Genomic DNA, 16,601 nt, shown 5'->3' with positions numbered 1-16,601 from the left:
ATTGGTGGGCCCACTAGGACTTGAACCTAGGACCAACGGATTATGAGCCCTCAGCCTTAAAATTAACTCGTTGATTTTAAAGAAATAATCTGTCGCGAGAAACCACTACAAATGTCGTACAGAGTATAACAGTGTCGTACTCAAACACGCAAATCTCACGCAAGGATATTTTAGCAACTTTATTAGCATTTTACTGGAAAAGCCATTTTGATTTTCATAAAAATGACTATTTGAGACGTAATAATGAATAAGATAAAATGTAGGTCATTTGATACAAATTTTCGTTATTTATTTGTAATTAACGAAATTATGTATCATAATTTAAATATGAAGACAGAGGTCAACAATAAACAAAAAGTACTCCAGATGGCTAGCAAGACGGGTGTTGTTAGAATGTCCGATCTAACCAAGGAGGGGATCACTAGAGCGACCGTTTCAAGGCTTGTTAGCGAAAACAAACTTGAAAAACTCGCTACCGGGCTCTATTGCTTGCCCGAGACTGAGTTTTCAGAAAAGGAAAGCCTGATTATTATAGCAAGCCGGGTACCTCAAGCAGTATTTTGCCTGCTATCTGCTTTGCAGATTCATGATCTAACAACACAGCTACCTCGAAAAGTATGGATAGCTATGCCAAAAGGCAGTCATGCGCCAAAAATGGATTATCCTCCGCTAAAAATGGTGCAATATTCCGATGAAGCCTTTAGTGAAGGAATTGAAATTATAGAGTCAGATAATATTAAACTAAGGGTGTATAACCGTGCCAAGACAATTGCAGATTGTTTCAAACATCGCAATAAAATTGGCCTTGATGTGGCTATTGAAGCGCTCAAAGAGGCTTATACAAAAAATAAAGTCACAGTTGATGAACTATGGCATTATGCAAAAATTTGTCGCGTTGCAAACGTAATGCGTCCTTATATTGAGGCAATTCAATGACAAAAAATATTGGTGAGTCTGTACGCTCACGTTTGAAAAATATAGCTGTTAAAGAAGGTACTGATTTTAATGCGGTATTGACTCGTTATGGTCTAGAGCGTTTGTTATATCGAATTGGAGAATCAGAATATTCTAAACAGTTTTTGTTGAAAGGTGCCTTACTATTTAACCTATGGTATGACATGCCTCATCGCCCAACTAAAGATATTGATTTATTGGGGTTTGGTGATAATGATCTAGCTTATATTAAACAAACGTTCAGTACAATTTGCAGAATCTCTGCAGATGATGGAATAAGTTTTCTGTCTGAATTAGTGACGGTTGACACTATCAAAAAAGATGGAGGTTATACTGGAGCAAGAGTTGAGTTATTTGGGGAATTGGCCAAAGCAAAGATTAAAATACAAATTGATATTGGTTATGGTGATGCAGTTACCCCCGAACCAGTAGATGCTCATTATCCTGTGCTTCTTAGCGATCTTCCCGCTCCTAAAATCCGTACTTATCCAATTTATACGGTAATTGCAGAAAAGCTCCACGCGATTGCATTATTGGGCATGGCAAATAGTCGATTAAAAGACTATTTGGATCTTTATGTATTATTAAATAATGAGCAGTTGGATAATCAAGTCTTGGCTAAAGCCATACATGTTACGTTTACTCGTCGAGGTATGACTCTTCCTGAAGCACTGCCTATTGGCCTAACCGATGAGTTTGCCAATGACCCAACTAGAGAATCAATGTGGAGAGCTTTTTTGAGAAAGAATGAATTAGAGCAGAAATCATTAACAGAAGTTATTGCTGTGATCAGAAATTTGATTCAAACGCCATTTTCTTTGGCAAAGTAAAATCTTATTTTTACGGATAAATGTCACCTAAGATAACTGCAGTGATAATTATGCAGATTTATTTACGCAACATACATGATTGAGTAAATAAGTTTGAAGTATATGGTGTGTCAGGCCTCTATGATCTTAATCATAGACTTTGAATCAAGATATTAAAGTTGTATTTAAAATACATCTTTAATATAATATATTCTATATTACGTACTGCAAAGGAATATATCATGCCAGTAACTCATAAACCCGCCAAAACCATCAGTGATAAAATTGCCTTTGGCTTAGTGAAATTTTTCCGCTTTTTTGCAGATACTTTTTTTCAGAAACGCTATGGCAATAGGGCCATTGTATTGGAAACAGTAGCTGCCGTGCCTGGCATGGTGGGTGCTGCTTTACTGCATTTACGCTGCTTAAGAAAGATTAAAAACGATGAGGGTTGGATTAAAATTTTATTGGATGAAGCAGATAATGAACGAATGCATTTGATTACGTTTATGTACATTGCCAAACCTAATTGGTTTGAACGCGTTATTATTTTTACCGCGCAAGCTATTTTTGTGGTGTTGTACCTGTTGATGTATGTTTTGTCTTCAAAAACAGCGCATCGTTTTGTCGGTTATCTTGAGGAAGAAGCCGTTGTCAGCTACACCCATTATTTACAGGAGTTAGATGATGGCCGCATTGAAAATGTCCCAGCTCCTGATATTGCTAAACAGTATTGGGGGCTCACCTCAGATGCACGATTACGTGATGTGCTTTTGGTCGTGCGTGACGATGAGGTAGATCATCGGGATGTAAATCATCAATTAGCGGACAAGCTGGCAAACGAGCGTACCTTATTGACCCAATTAGAATTGGAATCTACCGATAGTGCAAATAACAAGGAATCAAAGAGTCTTAGATAACAGAATAAGGATACTTTATGAGATTGGAACCTAATAAGTTACTGTGCTACAAAAAAACCGAGATTGATAGCCATGGAAAACTGAAATTTTTCCTGGAAAAACACAGCACTAAAGAAGGAACCTGGGGTAAGCTTTTTCTGCATGAGGGAGCTATTGATTTTGTATTTTTAAACGGTCAGGGAAAAGAACTGTCACGTGATAGTATTAATGAAGAGCATTCCCAAATAATGATTCCTCCTGCTGCGTGGCATAAAATTATTCCCGTCAGTGAATCATTTAAAGCAACCCTTGAGTTTTATTGCATACCCCAGCGTTACTTCAATAAAAAACACGGTTTAAGTCCAGTACATAGTGATTTGATGTATGTCTACCAGACTTATTTGTATCATTTGCAAAACGCATCCATCCTCGATGTAGGCTGCGGTTCGGGTAGAAATTTACTGTATTTAGCAAAAATGGGGCATCGTGTAAAAGGACTTGATTTCAGTCAATCGGCAGTAGATACGATTCAGGATATTGCTCAAAAAGAAGCTCTGCCTGAGGTGGTTGCCCAATTACATGATTTAAATCAACCTTTAAGTCTTGACGCAGAACGTTTTGATTTTGTGTTCTCAACAGTGACGTTGCAATTTTTAAACCCAATGCGTATTCCAGACCTGCTCACTGAACTTCAAGAGCTGACTAAAACAAGTGGATATCATTTTTTAGTCTTTCCTATCCAATCAGAGCTTTATCCATTACCAGATTTTTTCACGTATCTACCACAAAAAGAGGAGATTTATCATCGATACCAAGATAATGGGTGGTCTATACTTGAATATAAAGAATCAGTAGGTCATTTGCATAAACAAGATTCATTAGGAAGACAAATTTCTGGTTTGTTTGGTATTTTGCTTGCACAAAAAATCGGATGATGCATGGCCTAAGCAAGGAGGGTGATGAACACTACTTATCGAAACAAGATCCACATTTGTCGTGTTTACACTCCTCCAAAAATTAAAGAGGGGGTCTGGATTTTGATCGATAGGCTTTGGCCCCGAGGTATTAAAAAAGAAGCACTTGCTTTTGATTTTTGGCTAAAAGACATCACTCCGAGTGCTACTTTAAGGCAGTGGTTTCATGAAAATAGTGATGAGCGCTGGAGCGAATTTGTTGAATGTTACATTGAAGAATTAAATCATAAAGACGATTTAATAAAACACATTTTGGAACAAGCAGAGCGCACTTCTATTACTTTGTTTTATGCTGCAAAAGACCTAAAACATAATCATGCACTCATTCTGCAAGCGGTTTTGTATTCCTGGCCCCAAAAACCTGATAAAAAATTACTTCTCTAATGGGTTGATGTTCAATAGAACAGACAGATCACTTTTGTTATGCAAAACATCAGCTAAAGTATAACGATCCAAAACCTCCATAAAAGCAGCTTGAGCCTCATGCAACACCCCTTTTAACTTGCATACAGGAGCAATACAACAATTGGCCTTTTCCTTATTAAAGCAAGGTACTAAATCAAAATGAGGCTCCAATTGAGTTATTATTCGACCTAAATTAATGGTTTCAGGTTGCGATGCCATGACGATGCCGCCATTTTTACCTCGAATCGTTTTAATCAATCCAAGTATGGCTAAATTATGAATGATTTTAACCATATGATTGTTTGATATGCCATAGGCTTCAGTTATGTCTTTAATGGTACAGGATTCCTTTCTAAGCGTGATGTAAATCAAGGCGCGTAATGAATAATCGGTAAATTGTGTAAGTTGCATTATTAATTCCTAATTGGTTGTTGACTGTGATTATTTCTTTTTATAAGATATATTGCAAATACATCTTTAAGGGGGCATTATGTCAGAGTCATTATTTGAGCGGCTGGGCGGTCAAAACGCGGTAAATGCTGCGGTTGATATTTTTTATCGTAAAATGTTAACGGATGAACGAGTAAGTCATTTTTTTGATGATGTTGATATGGAGCAACAAATCCTAAAGCAAAAAGGATTTTTAACCATGGTATTTGGTGGGCCTAATAAGTACAACGGAAAAAATATGCGCGAAGGACATGCCCATTTACTGAAACGTGGGTTAAATGATACGCATGTGGACATTGTTATTGAGCATCTCGGCGCAACACTTGCGGAGTTGGGAGCAACAGCAGGGGATATTAATCAAGTTGCCGCAATTGCCAATAGCGTTCGAAATGACGTATTGGGGCGTACATGAGTACCGTATCATTTAAAAATCAATTGTATACCATGGATCCTCAGGAAAGCGTATTGCAGTGCCTGCTACGTCATGAGGTTGATTATCCTAACTCGTGTCAGGTGGGTGTCTGCCAATCTTGCTTAATTAAAATCAAAGACGGGGTTGTTAACCCTGTCTGGCAAGAAGGATTGCCTGAAACGCTTAAAGCGCAAGGTTATTTTCTATCTTGTCTTGCAAAGCCCGAGGCAGCGCTTGAAGTCTCAACTCCTGAAAGTGCTGAATGCGAAGTAAGCGCGAAACTAATCGATATAAAATCACTTAATTACAATGTAATGCAAGTGAAACTTAGAGTGGATAATTTAGAACATTGGGTTCCTGGTCAATACCTTAGCCTAATTAATCCTGAAGGCACGATACGTAGTTATTCAATCGCCAACATACCTATACAAGAAGGATTTATTGAACTACACATTAAAATTTATCCAGGCGGGAACATGGGGCAATGGTTAGTGAGCAAAGCAACAAAAAATATTGAAGTGAAACTAAGAGGTCCCTTTGGCCGTTGTTTTTACTATAACCCAGAGCAATTGGCTTTTAATATGTTACTGGCCGGAACAGGCACAGGACTTGCTCCACTTATTGCCATTATTAAAAGCGCGCTAAGTCAAAATCATCAAGGCACTATTACTTTAGTTCATGGAGGTCTTTCTGATGAAGATATTTACTATAAAGAAGAGCTGGAAATGTTATCCATGTTGTTCCCATCTTTTGTTTATGACCCTTGTGTGCTTCAAAGTCAGGGGCTATTTCCTGAAGCTTCTATAGAAAAACGAACATTAATGCATTTAAATCACCCGAAAGAAACACGAGTTTATGTCTGCGGTCCTAAAGAAACTACCGATAAGTTGAAAAAACAGATCTTTCTTGCTGGCGTGCCTTCTCAGGCCATCTTAAGTGATGTATTTTTATGAGCATTATTCTTCGATAAGTGACACGATGATTCATGGAGAGAAACAATGTCTCAAAATAAAAAAGCAATAACGGAATATGCGCAGGCAACAAGGGACACTGTTGCGCTGGTTTTAAAATGGATTTTACAGCAATTCCCGAGAAGTTAAAAACCCCGCGCCCCGTGTGCTTTTCAGGTGCACTCTGTCAAAAAGTTTCGTAAACTATGCCGCAATTGTTTTTTGATATAAAGGATTTAGGGACGTTATGGGTGTACGAAAACATTTGTCTGCGGATGGTTTGCTAAAGGTTGTCCGTCATGGTTTAAAGCGCGAACAATTTCCAGACTGCTCCCGTTCTGAATACAGCTGGGAAGATTGTATTATGTCAGGTCTGGCTATTTTCGGTTTTAAATTCCCCTCGCTGCTGCAATTTGAGAAGCAAAAAAAAGCGGAACCGTTGATTCGCCGCAACCTGCGAACAATGTACGGGGTAAGCAATGCGCCAAGTGATACATGCCTTCGAGAGCGCCTTGACCGGATTGACCCGCGCCAGTTGAGACGGAGCTTCAAGCAGGTTTTTGCATGGTTGCAACGCGGAAAAGCGTTGGAGAAGTACCGTTATATTGACGGTCATTATATTGTTTCCATAGATGGTACTGGGCAATATTCATCTGAAAATGTGCATTGCGACAACTGCTGTGAAAAGCATCATCGCAATGGCACGACCTCCTGGTACCACCACATGTTGGGCGCAGTTATTGTTCATCCGGAGCATAAGGAAGTCATTCCGTTAGCACCTGAACCGATAGTCAAAGGGGATGGTTTTAAAAAAAACGACTGTGAGCGTAATGCTGCGAAACGTTTGTTGTCAGATCTTCGGCGCGAGCATCCCCATTTGAAAATTCTGATAGTAGAGGATGCCTTGGCGGCAAACCATCCGCATCTTGCCTTACTTGACTCGTTGAAAATGTCCTATGTTATTGGTGTCAAGCCAGGCGACCACGCCTTTTTATTTGACTGGATAGCCAATCACACGCCGGAAACATACGAACAGGAAGAAGACGGCAAACGCCACACATTCCAATGGCATACGAATGTCCCATTAAATGAGGCCAACTTTCATTATCGGGTGAATGTGCTGGAGTACTGCGAAACCAATGCTTCGGGCAAGGAACAACGTTTCAGTTGGGTAACAAAGCTACCCATAACAGAAGAAAACATTTACAAAATCATGCGAACAGGCCGCTCCCGATGGCGCATTGAGAACGAGACGTTCAATACGCTAAAGAACCAGGGATATAATTTTGAGCACAATTACGGCCATGGATACAACAATCTGTGCTCTGTTATGACGATGTTGATGATGCTGGCCTTTTTAATTGACCAAGTACAGCAATTATGTTGCAAGGAATATCAGCAGGCAAGAAAACATACTGGCGCCTTTTTCGCGCTTTTTGAAAAGGTGCGCGTACTCTTAATGTATGCCTGCTGGAATTCATGGCGAGAACTGCTCATATTCATCGGGCAACCGGACACCCGGGCACCGCCCGACACGAACACGCCTGTCTTTGCTTTAAAACAGTAACACCAACCGCATTTTTTCAACGATCATCGGCGGGTGAGGCTTTTTATCGTCTCATAACAATAAATGATGGAAATTTGATCAATAATACTCGTTGTCGGTGGGGGATTTAGGATGAAATTTAAGATGGCTTAGCGCTATTGGATAAAATTTATATAATTTAGGGAGTTAGGTGATTTTAGCGGGAATCGCTGTGGATTTTATTGTTCACAGCGCTGATTTGTTTTGTGGTGCTGGTATGGGGTACTTATAAAACCTACCAGCTTGCTCCACCTTTACCGCAGCAATTTCAAACTCAATTTGGTCGATCAGTCATGACTGAAGAAGATATTGTTGCGGGCAAAGCAGGGTTTCAACGTGCTGATTTGATGGATTATGGAAGTCTGTATGGTATGGGTTCTTATTTTGGCGAAGATTACACTGCAAAATATTTGCTGCGGTTAGGGCGGCTTGTTGAAGAAAAAATAGCACAAGCACGTTACGGAAAATCGTTTGCTGATTTGGCGGAAGAGGAGCAATATTTAGCCCGAAAAACGATGCAGCGTGAATTACAGAGCACCGATTTAAGTGCACCCATCTGTGTTTTATCAACATCAGTTTCCGATTCAATAGTACAATTAAAACAAGAAATTGCATCTACATTATTGAATCATGATGCAAAAAAAGGTTGGACAAAAGCCTATAGCTTAGATGAGCAAAGTGCGGTGCAAACGGCCGAATTTCTTATTTACTCCTCATTGACTACCATTGCTCATCGACCAGGACAAAACAGTTCCTATACCAACAACTGGCCTTATGAGCCCAGCATGGGAAATAGCCCAACACCAGCTACCTTTTATTGGACTTGGGTCTCATTCTGTTTTGTGTTCTTAGGCTTTGGTGCTATTTTATACATTTATCATCATTATCTGAGCGTGCCTGACGACTCTCCCAGGACACCTCTATTCATGAGTTTTAAACCGCTTACATCAAGCCAGCGCAAAGTGGGTCAGTATTTCCTAGTCGTTGCAGTCATTTTGCTTATTCAAATTGGTGTAGGCGCTCTTATGGCTCATTACTATGTTGAGCGTGAAGGTTTTTATGGTATCGCGATTAATGACTATTTACCTTTTAACTTCCTGCGTGATGTTCACATACAAACACCAATTGTCTGGATTGCACTGTCTTGGATTAGCGCAGCAGTGTTTATGGCGCCCATAATTAGTAAAAAGGAGGCGAAAGGCCAAGGCTTTTTAGTTAGTGTTTTATTTTGGGTCACTCTGTTTGTTGTTGGCGGCGCCCTAATTGGTGATTATTTGGGGATTATGGGGTATGTCAACCAATATTGGTTTTGGATTGGTAATCAAGGGCTTTCTTATTTGCAACTTGGTCGCTTATGGCAAATTGGGTTTTGTCTTGGACTGTTTCTCTGGAGTTTTATTGTTTTTCGAGGCATGTGGCCTGAGTGGAAAACTGTTAAAGAGGCAACGATACAGTTTTGGACTGGTCGAATTCAATTGGAACATCTTTTTTGGGCAAGTACCGCGAATGTGGCAGTATTGTATTGCTTTGGCATGATACCGTTAACCGGTATTGAAAAATCATTTACTATTACTGATTTTTGGCGTTGGTGGGTCGTTCATCTTTGGGTCGAGCAATCGTTTGAGTTTTTTGCAGCGTGCTCAACCGCTTATCTTTTAATGGGAACCGGATTAGTGTCTCGTGTTCTTGCAGAGCGAACCATGTTTTTTGAAACCATTCTTATTTTTTTAGGCGGGGTGATTGGCACAGGACATCATTGGTACTGGACAGGTACGCCTGATATCTGGGTGCCGCTTGGTTCGATGTTTTCTTTTCTTGAGGTTTTGCCTTTAGTACTTCTTATTATTGATGCGATTGAACATCGACAGTTAATTAAACGTCAAGGTGATTTCACTTATAATTTGGCTTATCTCTATGTTTTAGGCGCATCATTTTGGAACTTTGTTGGTGCAGGAGTATTTGGCGGAGGAACGCTTAATGCACCATTAGTGAACTATTATGAACACGGTACTTTTTTAACGCTCAATCATGCCCATACTGCTTTATTTGGCGCGTTTGGTTTACTTGGTCTTGGGCTTATTTATTTTTGTTTGCGTTATGCCGCAGGAGAGCGCCTACCGTGGAGCGATCGTTTAGGCGCCTGGGCATTTTGGCTTTATAACCTTGGTCTTTTGTTATGGATTGTACTTAATTTTTTCCCTATTGGATGGTCTCAATTAATGGACGTTTATGAGAATGGTTTTGCTCATGCCAGAAGTCTTGAGTTTTATAATACTACTTTGTTATGGCAATGGTTACGGTTGCCAGGCGATGTGGTTTTTGCTTTGGGTGCACTCTTCATGGCTTATGATTTCATCAGCAAAGTGCGGCCTTTTTTCCCGAAACTGGAGAAATTATTTATGAAAAAAACAACATCTGTCCTCCAATCAACTTAAAGGATACATGGGCTGTAGAATTAAACTGTTGATAAAAAATACGAATCCCAAATATGAGGCTTAATAATAAGTATTTAAGTTTGAAGCATATGTTGCCATGCCTCAATGATCATAACCATGGCTAATGTATCTAATTCGCAGTATCTCAATAAAGCGTTTCTAAGTTCTTCTCTTTCAAAATCACTCATATTGGTAAACTGTAATTTTGCATAAGCTATAGTTGCTGCACCACCTTCTTTTAAGTCTTTATTATCAAATAGAAAGGAGGCATCTTCATCAGAAATATCTTTATTGATTGGCGGTAACAAATGGTAAGGATCTTTTATTTGGTTATTCTCTTTAACTATCCAGCATTGGTTTATAAAGTTATGGCTTTGCATTCCATTTATGGCACCATAAATTGGTTGATTATATTTTTCTTGAAGAAAATCTGATCGATTTAAAATTGCAGGAAATACTTGTTTAATTGAATTAGAACCATTGGTTAGAGGATCATAATAAAAACGTTTAACTAATTCCAAAATATCAACCATGCAACGCGGTCCTTCCCATTTTACCTTGCTATCAGATGGTGACTTTGTGATGGAGCGTATAAAGGAGCATAAATCATCTTTATCATTAGGAGGTTCAATCATTTGTTCTAGTTGTTCAAGAATAGAGTTGAGATAGGTGTTTTCATGGTTACTATATCTAAATATTGTTCCATCATCATTTTCTAATTCCATTTTTAGATAACGCACAAAGTCTATGCTTGGATCAACTCCAGGCTCAGAATTAAGATACTGGCCAACATGGGCAACTTGACCGTTTTCATTGAGTGTATGATGTGAGAATTGAAAGGCGATACCTTGATAAGGACGAGAACCCTTATTAAAAGGAATTGGCAGCATAGCTGTTTCAAAGTCTATAAAGTGAAGGGGATATCGCCATGAATCAATTTCAGTCTTTAGGTTTTCTTGATCAATCCAGACACTATTGTCTTGAGTTTTAATTTTTTCTATCTGCAGCCATTGCCTTTCTGTTCTGGAAATACCTGACTTATCCGATTCGTTTATTTTGAATTCTGTTTCGTTAATATCTTTTAGCTTGATTAGCCCTTGTTGAAAGTATTTCGGTTTATCTCGGCAATCCCATAAATCGAGAATTGTAGGGGCATTAAAATCTGTTTCTTTGTACCCTAATGATTCACGCCAACATTCTTTAAAACCAGATAGGAATTTGTCTGATTCATTTGTATTAAACTGGCAATCACCACATTCGCTTTTTGCTTTAGGGGGGAACTTCTGTCCACTAAAATATATTTTGCTGAAATTGTGAAACTGGTCTTTTACCGTTTGTTCTTCGTAATTTTTTTCTTGCCAAAATAATTCGATATGATGGTCAACATTTACTTCTTTTAGGATTTTTATCGATAAATCTTCTTCCGTTATTGGTGAAGTTAATGTGACAATAGCTTTACCATTGTTATCTTTTTGAACCAGGAACTTTTGATTTAAACCATCAGTTGGACAGATAGCATCTTTATCGACAAGCATTAAATAACTACTTATGGTGAAGGATGGGTAGAGTTGCTCCAGAACCCATTTTTGAAAAGCGATATCAGCAATATATGGCTGCCATTTTTTAGTTGCCATCTTAGATTCATCTTTTTTACTAATTGATTTTGCTTTAACTTCAATTATTTTGATATGCCCTGGTCTTTTTTGCAGGATATCAGCACGCAGAAAATAGTTTTGATATTGAAAGGAGGCCTCAAATACAGTTATTGAATCCCTTTGAATTAACTCTTGAGTTTTGTTTAGTGCCTCCGTTGTACTTGAGCTCTCAATTGATATGCCATCTGGAAAATAACATCTTGCCAATGCTTCTACTTGAGCGCCGCCTTCAGCCAATGCTTTTAGAAAAGAGTCTTCATCCAGTATATTTGTATATTCATCAGGTCGATCATAATACCAGAGCTTAGTTGGGCATTCTAAAGCCATTTTGAACTTTGATTTAGTGAGTAGCTTTGCCATCCCTATCTCTACCAGTATTGGTTTAAATATTCTTGTTATTAAGTTTAGTTGATAAAAATAAGAAGAATCTGGGGCAATAGATAGATTTATGAATTCTTTTGCGATGAAACCTATTTACAAAATAGCAAGACACAAGAGGCAGAGAACAAATTGGTGATAGAAATGAAGACTTAATGCGGTTTAATAAACAATTTATGCAAGACTATTTTATTGATTTTTCTCATGACCGAGGGATTTTTTGATGTTTTGTAAAGTTTCCATGCCGTTTTCACGATGAGCCATTCTATGGCAGTTAGAACATAACATCATAAGCTCTGATATACTTGTCTTGTGATCTATTTTCATTTGGGAAACGGGGATTATATGATGAGCCTCTATAAAGTTTTCACCAATCGAGCCATATACCTCTTCGAAGGAAAATCTGCATATTTCACAAAATAGTTTCCCTCCATTGGTTTTCTTAAATAGTTTTTTTGCTTCATTTATTAATTGAGGATTTCTTTCTCTTCTAAGATGAATAGATTGTATTAAACGGCCCTCTGGTCGAGTAAATACCATATCAATTTCGTTACTTTGATTATCATTATTAATGTTGAAATTCAAAAGATTAATTACTAAATTAGCTTGTTCGACACTTAGACTTAAATTTGTTTGTTGCCAATTTTTTGAAAAGCCATTAAATAGCTCATCTTTTAGTATTTCGTCAGTAATCATGCCAGCATTTAAATATATTTGTACTATTTTGATCCCAGCAACTAAACCAGATTCATTGATATCTTTTTTATCACTCCATAGATTCTCTTCTAGTGCTTTTGGATAGGTGATTTTATTTCTAGGATTTATTTCTTCTATTAGCCCACATGCAATAATACCTCGTGGATTTTTTGAATCAGACTTTGTTCGCCAGATAAATGCGGTGTCACCCATTTTTATATCTTGTTTATGCTGGTTAATTTGAAAATAAATATAATCATTGTGTTTGGAACAGTTAATCAGATATTGATTTATATCAAAACGTTGTGGGTTTGCCTGAAATAGCCAGCTCTTATATGTTTTTTTCATAGCACTATCTACATTGATCCCAATCATTTTTTCTTATCTCACCAGTTTGATAAAATTGTCGAACAAATTTGATATATTCTTCAAAATCGGAGTTTTCTTCTAGGATTCTATTCACATTATCCCAATCAACTTGTGGTTTTTCTCTTGCTGGTATTTGGATTTGACTCTCTGCTGGATTCTCGGTATTGAGTTTAATAAATCCTATACCATGTAGGCTAGATAAAATTCTTAGCTCATGTGCTGCCTTATCATCTAGCACATTTGCAACTAAATAAGCAAAATTTGCCCAGGAGGAGTTGCTTATTGTTTGAAAAAATACTTCTCTCAGATTTGAGAGATTAATATTAACTTTCACCTCAAAAGACCAAAGCTTAGTTTTTTTGTCATAATAATGTTGAACGCACTCTTTAACCTCATGTTTCCAATGCCGACTCAAGTCTTCAAGACCAACAATGTCAGGGTGCAGCCATTTGTTTCCGCCTCTTCCATATCGATTACTTGATTTTTTCTCATCTATTCTTTTGCTATAAATTTTTAACTCAGTCCATAAAAAGTCTGAAAGTATCGGATACAAGCCATGTTCTCTTAATCTTTGATTAATTTGGCCTGGTGCATTGTAAACATTCTCTTCAGATAATCTTATTTCATCACTATCAGATAATTCGGTATAGTAATACTCCCTGGGACGGTCGGCTGTAGTCTTAATATTATCCAGTTCAAAGTCGGTGTTTTTTGCTGTAATTTCTCTAACGAGTTGATTTATTAAGGCCTCATCTGTATCTAAAGGAATTACAGTAGCTTTTGAGGATTGTTGTTTTTTCTTGCACTCATCAGGAAAATTAGCAAAAATCCACTCAGCAATTTCTTTAGCTGTAAATTTTTGTCCTTGGTTTGACTTGAGAAAGTCTATCGTTTTTTTTCTTAAATTAAGTGCCATATTGATAATTCCTCGTATAATAACTCATCAAACCTGAAATTTGTAATCTCGTAGGCCTTGATTATGTTACTCCTTTGCTCTTATAAACAGTTCTTTGGTATTGGATGCAGGATTAACTCGCTCATCAATATCAAATATATCTGTTTTTCCCTTGACTAAATCGCTTAATTTTTTATAACCATATCTTCTTGAATCAAAATCTGGTTTTAATTTCGCTAGATAGCTTCCAAAAACAGAAATATAAGCCCAACCTGAATCATCATATGAATTATCCAGCGCTTCTATGATAAATTCTTTTGGGAAAGTTGATGCATCTGATTTTTTGGTGGTGTCAGAGTTTCCGGCATTCTTTTTAGTTTTCACTGTTTTTATCTTTTTAGGTTGTAACAGCTCAATGGATATAAATTTATTACAAGAATTTCGAAAAGACTCCGGTGTTTTTTCTTCACCAAAGCCATAAACTTTTAACCCTTCCTCACGAATACGGGTTGCAAGCCCTGTAAAGTCACTGTCGCTGGAAACAATACAAAACCCATTTAATTTTTGTGTATAGAGTAAATCCATCGCATCAATAATTAATGCGCTGTCACTGGCGTTTTTCCCTACCGTGTTTCTGAATTGTTGAATAGGCTTGATGGAATATTTTTGTAAAACTTTTCTCCATTGAGAATTATTTGGGAGAGTAAAATCACCATAAATTCTATTTACAATAATCTCACCATATCGAGAAATTTCATTAATTAGGTATTCAATATTAGATGCTGATGCATTATCTGCATCAATCAGAACAGCAAGTTTAGAGGTATTCGGTTCATTCATTTTATGTACCACTATTTGAGTAAAAACAATAAAAATAATAAGCAAACAATAATCGAACTAGCCAAGCAAAATTGATTATATTTTCGTGTCTGTTGAGTCAAACCCCGCGCTTCTGTCAGTGAATCAGAGATCAGATTTTTAATGACGTGAGTAAATTCACTGGTGGCCTGTTTCAGTATTTTGTCCATAGCCTCTTTACTGCTAGACAATGCAGCATTAAGTATTTTCTCAGCTTTGTCTTTAGCATCATCCCTCCATTGAGAGGAAATGTACTCCATTTCCTCTCTGAACTGCGCCAACATGACCGTTTGTGCTTGTCGTGATTCCTCAATCAGTCTTTGGTTCATGGTCTGCAGGATGAGAATTGGATCATCCTTGCTTAAAACCACCCCATGCCTAAAAGCGATCTCTTGAATAGTTGCATCCCATTTATCAGTCATTAGATCACCTTAGCATTGTCTAATTGATTAAACAGTTGATCGCGAACGATTTTTAAGCGTTGACGAGTCATAATGCTTTTCTCTTGTGTACCCAGTACTTCATCGAAGGTCAGTTTTTGTTGAAGCATTTCGGTTAAATCTCTGCCGTAGGTTTCTTTTTTCAGATCGGGGATTTGAATTAAGGCTGATATTCTGTCTTTATTATCTCGGTAGGCTTTCAACTGTTCAAATGCTTTTCCTTCATGCTCTATGGCTCCCCAATAGGGATTAAGCCAGACAACAAATTGTGCTTCATTTGCAAACTGGTCAATCAGTTGTGCGAAGCCATTAATAGTATCGAATAAGGCTTGGCCACCGGTGATGACAGTATGAATCACCATTTCATGACCTAATTCCTTTAACAATGCGGGAATTTGGTTACTAATGAGGTAATGAGATAGTGGCACAAACGAACTGGCTCCGTTGTCGATGACTACATCAGTAGTTGTTGAGGCAATTTTTTCGATGAGGGCATCAAAAAGACGGGGGTTGATTTCATCACCGCTCATGACTTGAATATGATCGACGTTGAGGGCTTTAAAGCCATGAAAGGTTGAATTGATGGGGTCGGTGTCAATACACAGCGGGGTATGGCCTTTGTGTTGTTTGTATTGTGCAGTTGTTGCTGAAATAAATGATTTGCCGACACCGCCTTTTCCCTGCAGTGTGATATGTATTTTTGCCATTACAAGAGTTCCTCCAAGTTAGGTTTTGGATTAAAAGTAAAACCGCGAATTTCAGTTTTTGTCTTACTTTTAGCCTTTTCATCTTCCTTGGTGTTCTCCTGAATAGATGGCTTTTTTTCTGCAGCAATCAAACGTGCTACATAGCCACAAAAAGTTTTATATGAAAATGAGATTTTACCTTCCTCAACTAAGGTTTCCCAGACAAGCTTTATAGACCAGCCGTCAGCTAGCGCTGAAGCGATATCATTTTTTAAAGCAAGAAATGCGGCTTTATTTACAGATTTAGCAGAGGCTTTTCTTACCATTTGCTTTGCTGCGATTCGTTCGCTGAGGGAGTTTCCCATGTCATACCATCAACTTATTATTGTTCTCTTTCTGATAGTACAAACTATTTTATTGCTGTGCAATGAGTTAAGTTATTTTCTTTCCTTTTGGCGTAATTAAACATCATCAAAAGCGTACAAATATGTAATTTATCGTAATAATTAGTAATTATTAGAAATTAATTTGGTTTTAAAGCAAAGAGCCTTGAAATTACATAAAATTACCTGATAGTATGCTATTAGATGAACTTAAAACGCAGGGCAAGATAGGTGAAGTTAGCTAACCAGCAAGCTGGCTACCAAACTCCACAAGCCTTATTCGCACCTTCGGTGCTCAACGAAAACCCTATTTTTTGAGGTCAAATCAATACCCAAAGGATTGCAAACCACTTAATTAAGAGGTCAGC

The 16,601-nt window shown here is 37.8% G+C and carries 16 protein-coding genes and 1 pseudogene; 9 read left to right on the top strand and 8 right to left on the bottom strand.

Translation table 11 applies throughout. The annotated features are described in order from the left end of the window. Positions 1–243: 243 nt before the first annotated feature. From E1O89_RS14020 to E1O89_RS14000, 5 genes are all read left to right on the top strand, one after another. Positions 244–936: an AbiEi antitoxin N-terminal domain-containing protein gene (locus tag E1O89_RS14020; protein WP_262337532.1), complete on the top strand. Its 693-nt coding sequence runs from the start codon at positions 244–246 to the stop codon at positions 934–936. Continuing rightward, complete coding sequence (locus E1O89_RS14015; protein WP_133140698.1) at positions 933–1,784, top strand: nucleotidyl transferase AbiEii/AbiGii toxin family protein; 852 nt, start codon at positions 933–935, stop codon at positions 1,782–1,784. The genes E1O89_RS14020 and E1O89_RS14015 overlap by 4 nt, the downstream gene beginning before the upstream one ends. A gap of 221 nt (positions 1,785–2,005) precedes the next feature. After that, on the top strand, positions 2,006–2,683 hold the full coding sequence (locus tag E1O89_RS14010) for an alternative oxidase (protein WP_133140697.1): 678 nt from the start codon (positions 2,006–2,008) through the stop codon (positions 2,681–2,683). Between the two features lie 17 nt (positions 2,684–2,700). Next, positions 2,701–3,597: an SAM-dependent methyltransferase TehB gene (tehB, locus tag E1O89_RS14005; RefSeq protein ID WP_133140696.1), complete on the top strand. Its 897-nt coding sequence runs from the start codon at positions 2,701–2,703 to the stop codon at positions 3,595–3,597. Positions 3,598–3,621: 24 nt separating this feature from the next. Next, positions 3,622–4,020 (top strand): DUF488 domain-containing protein, encoded by a 399-nt coding sequence (locus tag E1O89_RS14000; protein ID WP_133140695.1) that lies wholly within the window; start codon positions 3,622–3,624, stop codon positions 4,018–4,020. Here E1O89_RS14000 and E1O89_RS13995 read toward each other — a convergent pair. Further along, the gene (locus E1O89_RS13995) at positions 4,009–4,452 is read right to left on the bottom strand and encodes an Rrf2 family transcriptional regulator (RefSeq protein ID WP_133140694.1); all 444 of its coding nucleotides are present in this window, start codon (positions 4,450–4,452) and stop codon (positions 4,009–4,011) included. The two genes, E1O89_RS14000 and E1O89_RS13995, sit on opposite strands and share 12 nt — an antisense overlap. A gap of 79 nt (positions 4,453–4,531) precedes the next feature. Here E1O89_RS13995 and E1O89_RS13990 point away from each other — a divergent pair, with 79 nt between their 5' ends. From E1O89_RS13990 to E1O89_RS13975, 4 genes and pseudogenes are all read left to right on the top strand, one after another. Then, on the top strand, positions 4,532–4,903 hold the full coding sequence (locus E1O89_RS13990) for a group I truncated hemoglobin (protein WP_133140693.1): 372 nt from the start codon (positions 4,532–4,534) through the stop codon (positions 4,901–4,903). Next, on the top strand, positions 4,900–5,856 hold the full coding sequence (locus tag E1O89_RS13985) for an FAD-binding oxidoreductase (protein WP_133140692.1): 957 nt from the start codon (positions 4,900–4,902) through the stop codon (positions 5,854–5,856). Before E1O89_RS13990 ends, E1O89_RS13985 begins: the two co-directional genes overlap by 4 nt. Positions 5,857–6,100: 244 nt before the next feature. Continuing rightward, positions 6,101–7,420: a transposase gene (locus tag E1O89_RS13980; RefSeq protein WP_133140691.1), complete on the top strand. Its 1,320-nt coding sequence runs from the start codon at positions 6,101–6,103 to the stop codon at positions 7,418–7,420. Positions 7,421–7,611: 191 nt separating this feature from the next. After that, positions 7,612–9,873, top strand: a pseudogene (locus E1O89_RS13975) (nitric-oxide reductase large subunit); the annotation flags it as partial. A gap of 74 nt (positions 9,874–9,947) precedes the next feature. Here the strand turns inward: E1O89_RS13975 and E1O89_RS13970 are convergent. From E1O89_RS13970 to E1O89_RS13940, 7 genes are all read right to left on the bottom strand, one after another. Then, a complete protein-coding gene (locus tag E1O89_RS13970; protein ID WP_133140689.1) occupies positions 9,948–11,888 on the bottom strand; it encodes a DUF2779 domain-containing protein in 1,941 nt (646 codons plus the stop codon). Between the two features lie 207 nt (positions 11,889–12,095). Beyond that, positions 12,096–12,950 (bottom strand): HNH endonuclease, encoded by an 855-nt coding sequence (locus E1O89_RS13965; protein ID WP_165483170.1) that lies wholly within the window; start codon positions 12,948–12,950, stop codon positions 12,096–12,098. Positions 12,951–12,954: 4 nt separating this feature from the next. Continuing rightward, on the bottom strand, positions 12,955–13,887 hold the full coding sequence (locus tag E1O89_RS13960; protein ID WP_133140687.1) for a COG2958 family protein: 933 nt from the start codon (positions 13,885–13,887) through the stop codon (positions 12,955–12,957). Positions 13,888–13,953: 66 nt separating this feature from the next. Continuing rightward, a complete protein-coding gene (locus E1O89_RS13955; protein WP_133140686.1) occupies positions 13,954–14,706 on the bottom strand; it encodes an NYN domain-containing protein in 753 nt (250 codons plus the stop codon). Between the two features lie 11 nt (positions 14,707–14,717). After that, positions 14,718–15,146 carry a conjugal transfer protein TraM gene (locus E1O89_RS13950; protein ID WP_133140685.1) on the bottom strand — a complete coding sequence of 143 codons (429 nt, stop codon included), beginning with the start codon at positions 15,144–15,146 and terminating at the stop codon, positions 14,718–14,720. After that, on the bottom strand, positions 15,146–15,871 hold the full coding sequence (locus E1O89_RS13945) for an ArsA-related P-loop ATPase (protein WP_133140684.1): 726 nt from the start codon (positions 15,869–15,871) through the stop codon (positions 15,146–15,148). Before E1O89_RS13945 ends, E1O89_RS13950 begins: the two co-directional genes overlap by 1 nt. After that, a complete protein-coding gene (locus E1O89_RS13940; protein ID WP_058517933.1) occupies positions 15,871–16,215 on the bottom strand; it encodes a TraK family protein in 345 nt (114 codons plus the stop codon). Before E1O89_RS13940 ends, E1O89_RS13945 begins: the two co-directional genes overlap by 1 nt. Positions 16,216–16,601: the final 386 nt, after the last annotated feature.

Source organism: Legionella genomosp. 1 (assembly GCF_900640215.1).
GTDB lineage: Bacteria > Pseudomonadota > Gammaproteobacteria > Legionellales > Legionellaceae > Legionella_C > Legionella_C quinlivanii_A.
The sequence above is the reverse complement of the archived record's forward strand: the minus strand, read 5'-3'. Positions and strand labels throughout refer to the sequence as shown.

Coding starts and splice junctions, on each gene's coding strand:
- E1O89_RS14020 (WP_262337532.1), top strand. CDS start 244: ATGAATAAGATAAAATGTAGGTCATTTGATACAAATTTTCGTTATTTA.
- E1O89_RS14015 (WP_133140698.1), top strand. CDS start 933: ATGACAAAAAATATTGGTGAGTCTGTACGCTCACGTTTGAAAAATATA.
- E1O89_RS14010 (WP_133140697.1), top strand. CDS start 2,006: ATGCCAGTAACTCATAAACCCGCCAAAACCATCAGTGATAAAATTGCC.
- tehB (WP_133140696.1), top strand. CDS start 2,701: ATGAGATTGGAACCTAATAAGTTACTGTGCTACAAAAAAACCGAGATT.
- E1O89_RS14000 (WP_133140695.1), top strand. CDS start 3,622: ATGAACACTACTTATCGAAACAAGATCCACATTTGTCGTGTTTACACT.
- E1O89_RS13995 (WP_133140694.1), bottom strand. CDS start 4,452: ATGCAACTTACACAATTTACCGATTATTCATTACGCGCCTTGATTTAC.
- E1O89_RS13990 (WP_133140693.1), top strand. CDS start 4,532: ATGTCAGAGTCATTATTTGAGCGGCTGGGCGGTCAAAACGCGGTAAAT.
- E1O89_RS13985 (WP_133140692.1), top strand. CDS start 4,900: ATGAGTACCGTATCATTTAAAAATCAATTGTATACCATGGATCCTCAG.
- E1O89_RS13980 (WP_133140691.1), top strand. CDS start 6,101: ATGGGTGTACGAAAACATTTGTCTGCGGATGGTTTGCTAAAGGTTGTC.
- E1O89_RS13970 (WP_133140689.1), bottom strand. CDS start 11,888: ATGGCAAAGCTACTCACTAAATCAAAGTTCAAAATGGCTTTAGAATGC.
- E1O89_RS13965 (WP_165483170.1), bottom strand. CDS start 12,950: ATGAAAAAAACATATAAGAGCTGGCTATTTCAGGCAAACCCACAACGT.
- E1O89_RS13960 (WP_133140687.1), bottom strand. CDS start 13,887: ATGGCACTTAATTTAAGAAAAAAAACGATAGACTTTCTCAAGTCAAAC.
- E1O89_RS13955 (WP_133140686.1), bottom strand. CDS start 14,706: ATGAATGAACCGAATACCTCTAAACTTGCTGTTCTGATTGATGCAGAT.
- E1O89_RS13950 (WP_133140685.1), bottom strand. CDS start 15,146: ATGACTGATAAATGGGATGCAACTATTCAAGAGATCGCTTTTAGGCAT.
- E1O89_RS13945 (WP_133140684.1), bottom strand. CDS start 15,871: ATGGCAAAAATACATATCACACTGCAGGGAAAAGGCGGTGTCGGCAAA.
- E1O89_RS13940 (WP_058517933.1), bottom strand. CDS start 16,215: ATGGGAAACTCCCTCAGCGAACGAATCGCAGCAAAGCAAATGGTAAGA.